The sequence below is a fragment of the Moorena sp. SIO4A5 genome (genome assembly GCF_010672005.1).
GTDB lineage: Bacteria > Cyanobacteriota > Cyanobacteriia > Cyanobacteriales > Coleofasciculaceae > Moorena.
Genome location: NZ_JAAHHZ010000511.1, coordinates 1 through 3,468, shown reverse-complemented (window position 1 = coordinate 3,468; position 3,468 = coordinate 1). Strand labels below are relative to the sequence as shown.

Sequence of the window (3,468 nt, the reverse complement as noted above, 5' to 3'; positions counted from 1 at the left end):
AATACTCAACAGCCGGATAAAAGCTATAAAGTAACATTTGACAATCCGTAAGCAAGGCATCGGGTATTGTCAAAGAAAAATTAAAGTAAAAATTCCAGCTCTCTGATTGATAAATCACCATTTATTTCAGTAAAATTTGAGTCTCAATCGCCAGCTATCTGCTCACTTAATTTGACAGTAACCGAATCAAATCTGCTGCTATACTAACGGAGTTTTTATCACCACAAATTACTGATTTTTTTCTCTAAAAAAATAACCATGAAGCTATTTACAGAATATCCCGAAAAGGACGAACAAAACTATTACAACCTTGTAGCAGAGCAAGTCAGGATTCAGATGGATAAGCTTTACAAGGATGAGGAACGGGCTTTGCGAGACACCCATGCCAAAACCCACGCATCGGTGGAGGGAAACCTAGAAATTTTTGATTTTGATGAACAGAAGATTAAGAGCGAACTGGCGAAACGAACTCGGCTTACTCAAAAGCAACTCAATGGGATTTCCCTCAAGCAAGGACTTTTTGCGAAACCGAAACAATATCCTGTTCAGCTGCGATTTGCCAATGGGCGAACAAATGTTGAAAACGACTATGTCGAAGACACACGCTCAATGTCTGTGAAAGTGATTGGTGTTGAAGGAGAAAGCCTAGAACAAAGCTACGAACCAAACACTCAAGATATTATTGTTCAAAATGCCAAGATCTTTTTTATCAAAACCATCAAATATTATTATGAATTTTTTGGCTCCATAGTTGAGTCAGAAAAAGCTGCCCAAAAGTGGCTCAGGACTCATCCCAGGCAATTGCTAGCCCTAGCTAAAGTAACAGCTCGAACCCCAAAGAGTTTATTAACGGAACGGTATTGGAGTGGTTCTGCTTATGCCCTTGGACTCAAATCAGATTTTGATCAGTCTCAACCGGGCCTAGTTCCTGTTGAGTATCCCGCTGTGATCAAATATGCGTTTACCCCTGTTTCATGCCAGCCTCCCCATCAAAGCATGCGATATCAGTCCCGACCAGGTATTCCTAAACTTCCCTTCATCAATCGCGCCAAGGCTCTGGGATTGGATGAAAGTAAACCGGACAATTACTATCGAGATGAGCTGATCGAACAACTATCAAAAACCGATGCTCTTTATTGCTGGGACTTTGGTATCCAATTCCAAACCAACCCGAAAATGTCCATCGATGATGTCACAATTCGTTGGAGTGAGAAGAAATCACCATTTTTTACCGTTGGTCGCCTCACCGTCAAGCATCAGATCATCGATTTTGACAAACAATACGACTCTGCTGAAAACCTACGATTTTCCCCGTGGAATGGCTTAGTAGTTCATCGTCCTGTGGGAGCTCTCAACCGGCTCCGTAATGTAGTTTATCCGATTGTGGCTAAGTATCGTTATCAAAAACGGGGACTCAACTACTAGTCTTTTAACCTTGCTCTGATGCTACATAGTTCATCTGTTCTGCAACTTTGACCTGCTCCCTCTCCTTCTCTATACACCCATTCGTCACAAGTTAAGGTTGTGTATCATTTGTCAATGGCTTAGTTACAAAATGTTACTGGTTGTAAAAGTGGTTGCTAATTCATGCTTTTGAGATTTTCCTAGTTTTGGCGATCGTGTTTCTTGGCAAGGCGATCGCCAGATACCCGCTCCCCAAACACAAGTCATTCAATCATCTGTCCTCAAAGGGTATAAATCGTCAATGCCAATCACAGCAGGTGCGACCCGTGATGGCGAGCAATCCCTCGCCATCACGGAAAGCGCACCTAAAGAGATTGAAGGTAAGGTAAAGATTAATTAACAATACCTTGACAAAATCTATTCTGCCTTAACTTTTTGGCCTCATAAGGGGTGTAATCTAAAAAAAACCTTAAAAAGCTTGATTGGGAGATCGCATTAATCTATAGTTGTAGCGGTTGATTAGTAGAGGCAAAAGTAATGACTTGTGAAGCTACTAAAGAAGTTCCCAGTGGTTTTATGCTCTGCCGGGAATCGAAGGCTTACCCAAAACAAAAATTCCCAGTTTCCACAAGGTAGCTCAAGCCGTCCTGCTCGTTGCGCCGAGCAGAATATAGCAGTGAGCAGCACTATTGGTTAATGTTTTTTAGGGGTGTACAGCTCAGAGTGTAGTTCACCAAGTCAGCATCTTTCATGTTCACCTGTTTTTTGGGAGTTGGATTGGTGAAAAGTTATATAGATATTTTGCCCAGGTACGAATCGAGGACTTTTTTCCCGAACCTCTATTGGCAGCATCTAGCGCCTTTGATATTCCTATTTTATCTTCCTATTATAGCGGATTTAACCGGGAGCATGTCACTTATGCAGAAACATTAGTACGCTTATCTGGGGAATGGGGAATGGGGAATGGGGAATGGGGAATGGGGAATGGGGAATAGGTAATAGGGGGAGCATGGGGAGCCGGTCAATTTGGTGAGAACGCTTGAACTACAGTGTTTTCAGGGTTTTAATAGCGTACATGAGTTATTTTAGTACATTTGTTCTACGAATTTGACATGCTCCCAGCTTATTGTATTCAAAAGCTATTCGTAAAGTAGCGTGCCCATAGCCCATAAGCTAATAGCTGATAGCACCTCAAGTAGCATCTCAAGTAGCGCTAATCGCTGTTCGCTGACAGCTGAATACTTACATTTGAGCTTCCCCTGTCGAGACAACATTCACGTTGCGAAGACGCAAGGCCGATATGCAGATCGCTATCCATGGTATCTTCATCTAAATAAAGGCGAATCTGTGTCATGTTTAGGGTTTGGTTGCCTGATAATGTTGTTTGGCCAGTTCTTCATAGGCGGTTTGTTCGGCTGCGATATCTTCGTCTATTTCCTGACGGTTAGCATGATAATAAGTTAATGCGGCATAAATTTGAGTGATTGTTAGGTGATGTAATCGTCTCGCTATTTCATAGCGCGTTGTTACCTTGATTATATAGGCCAGCAATTCGGCGCACAGAGGTTCGAGTTCCTGCAATGACTGGACGATTACTATTGGCATCAGTACTGATCAGGCAAGCCAATGTCGGTAAGGGCTGCCAAGGGGTTTCTCCAATTGATTTAAGTGGTTTTTCCCTTATTTTAAACTATAGGGCCACGCTACGCGATCGCATTCGGTAGGGTAGGGTGTGCAAATTATGATAGTTTGGCAATTTAATTAGGAATCATGTCTATTTGCCCACCCGACAAGAGGCGATCGCCCTATCAGCGATCGCCCTATCAGCGGTCAGCGGTCAGCTATCAGCTAATGCGCTACGCGCACGCTGCTTGAGGTGCTATCAGCTAATGCGCTACGCGCACGCTGCTTGAGGTGCTATCAGCTAAGTAGTCGGACAAAACTAAAATTAACTCTTTAAATAGGGAGCAGGGACTTCGGAGCAGGGAGCAGAGGGACTTTTGGCAACTTTACACAAATTAATACAGTTAGGTTTATTTTTGTCCAGGTACTTATCAGCTATCA

4 protein-coding genes are annotated in these 3,468 nt (G+C 42.8%); 3 read left to right on the top strand and 1 reads right to left on the bottom strand.

Translation table 11 applies throughout. The features are described from left to right. Positions 1-258 precede the first annotated feature (258 nt). Entirely contained in the window at positions 259-1,425 is a 1,167-nt protein-coding gene (locus F6K57_RS40140) for a catalase (RefSeq protein WP_293074449.1), read from the top strand. Between the two features lie 821 nt (positions 1,426-2,246). Next, on the top strand, positions 2,247-2,399 hold the full coding sequence (locus tag F6K57_RS40135) for a hypothetical protein (RefSeq protein ID WP_293047445.1): 153 nt from the start codon (positions 2,247-2,249) through the stop codon (positions 2,397-2,399). 361 nt (positions 2,400-2,760) lie between these two features. On the opposite strand, the gene F6K57_RS40130 is transcribed toward F6K57_RS40135, so the two are convergent. Beyond that, positions 2,761-3,009 carry a hypothetical protein gene (locus F6K57_RS40130; RefSeq protein WP_293047443.1) on the bottom strand — a complete coding sequence of 83 codons (249 nt, stop codon included), beginning with the start codon at positions 3,007-3,009 and terminating at the stop codon, positions 2,761-2,763. On the opposite strand from F6K57_RS40130, the gene F6K57_RS40125 reads away from it, so the two are divergent. Next, entirely contained in the window at positions 3,003-3,128 is a 126-nt protein-coding gene (locus tag F6K57_RS40125; RefSeq protein WP_293047441.1) for a hypothetical protein, read from the top strand. The two genes, F6K57_RS40130 and F6K57_RS40125, sit on opposite strands and share 7 nt — an antisense overlap. The last annotated feature ends 340 nt before the right edge of the window (positions 3,129-3,468 follow it).

What these genes read in the sequence shown, in the direction of transcription:
- F6K57_RS40140 (WP_293074449.1), top strand. Translation starts at nt 259, where the DNA reads ATGAAGCTATTTACAGAATATCCCGAAAAGGACGAACAAAACTATTAC.
- F6K57_RS40130 (WP_293047443.1), bottom strand. Translation starts at nt 3,009, where the DNA reads ATGCCAATAGTAATCGTCCAGTCATTGCAGGAACTCGAACCTCTGTGC.